1 protein-coding gene is annotated in these 1,200 nt (G+C 61.2%); it reads right to left on the bottom strand.

Going from position 1 to position 1,200, the window contains the following annotated elements:
- Nucleotides 1-9 precede the first annotated feature (9 nt).
- Nucleotides 10-1,200 (bottom strand): carbohydrate porin (locus CWM54_RS27810; RefSeq protein ID WP_100699190.1); only part of this gene is annotated, 1,191 nt, incomplete at its 5' end.

The following is a 1,200-nucleotide window of genomic DNA, read 5'->3' as shown; positions in this document are numbered from 1 at the left end:
GCTATCGCATCAGAACCACGCCTCAAACATCCCGCCGACGTTCAGCGAATCCAGCTGCTGGTCCTGGGTGCCGTTAACCTTCGCGGTGTGCTCGTTGTCCACCTGACCGCCGGTCACATAGAAGCGCAGCATCGGGCGGAACTCCGGCCCCATGCCGATGGCGATGTTCTGCGACAGCGTCAGCTTCCAGCCGTGGTTATCCCCGCCCTGGTCGTAATCCACGCGCTGGTAGCCCGCTTCCAGCCAGGTGGAGTGCACGTCGTTCCAGAAATACATCGGCCGCACGATCGCGCCGTAGTTTTTACGGTTGTCGGTGTTGTCCTTACCGTTGTCGTAGTCGTGGAAGGCCAGCAGATACTCAATCTGCGCCTGCTGGGTGAACTTATGGCTGCCCTCGAAGCTGGCGTAGACCGTGGTCAGGTCGTCGGTCTTGTTGTAGACGCTGTTATCCGAGTTGTCGGAGTAGCGCAGGATCACCTTGTTCACCCCGCTGTCGTTGGTGTGGCTCAGCACCAGACCGCCCTGCCAGGCTTCGAGGCGCGCGTCGCTGTCCACCGCCTTCGAGTCAAAACCGTAGTTGGCGTACACCTCGACGTCGATCGGCCCGGCCTTGATGTTGTGGGTTTTGGTGGTCAGCGCGTAGTGGCCGTTGTCGCCGGTGTCGGAGCTGCCGGTACAGGTGATACGCGACGGGTTGGTCTCGTCGGCCATCACTTCCGGGCTACAGGATTTCACCTGCGAGACCGTCGCCACGTCAAACTGCACGCCGCCGATATCAAAGTTTTTCACCCCGGCGCCCTGGCCGTCGTGGTTCATCCAGAAGTAGTCGTTGATCCCCTGTTGCGGACGCTGGTGGAAGTCGCGCCCGGCCCAGAGATAGGCGTTGGGGTTGGAGTCGAGGACGTTGGTGACGCCAACGTAGGCCTTCTTCAGGTTAACTTCGTCGCTCCAGTGGTCGAACATCACGTTGAGATCCCAGATGGCCCCCTGCGCGCTTTTGAAGGCCTTGCTGATCTGGAATTCGCCGCCGTTGCTTTCGTTGCCCAGACGGCCGATCGCCGAGGCGCCGTTATAGGAGCCGTCGACGCCGACATATTTCTGGTCGCCGGTCTGGAAGTGGGCGCCATAGCGGGCATAGCCGCTGAACTTGAGGCCGAACGGAATGGCCATATCCGGCGAGGCGGCGGTGGTCTGCGGGTT

The organism is Klebsiella sp. D-Nf1, assembly GCF_002810515.1.
Classification (GTDB): Bacteria; Pseudomonadota; Gammaproteobacteria; order Enterobacterales; family Enterobacteriaceae; genus Klebsiella; species Klebsiella variicola.
Note: the sequence above shows the minus strand (reverse complement) of the source record. Positions and strands in the feature narration are given on the sequence as shown.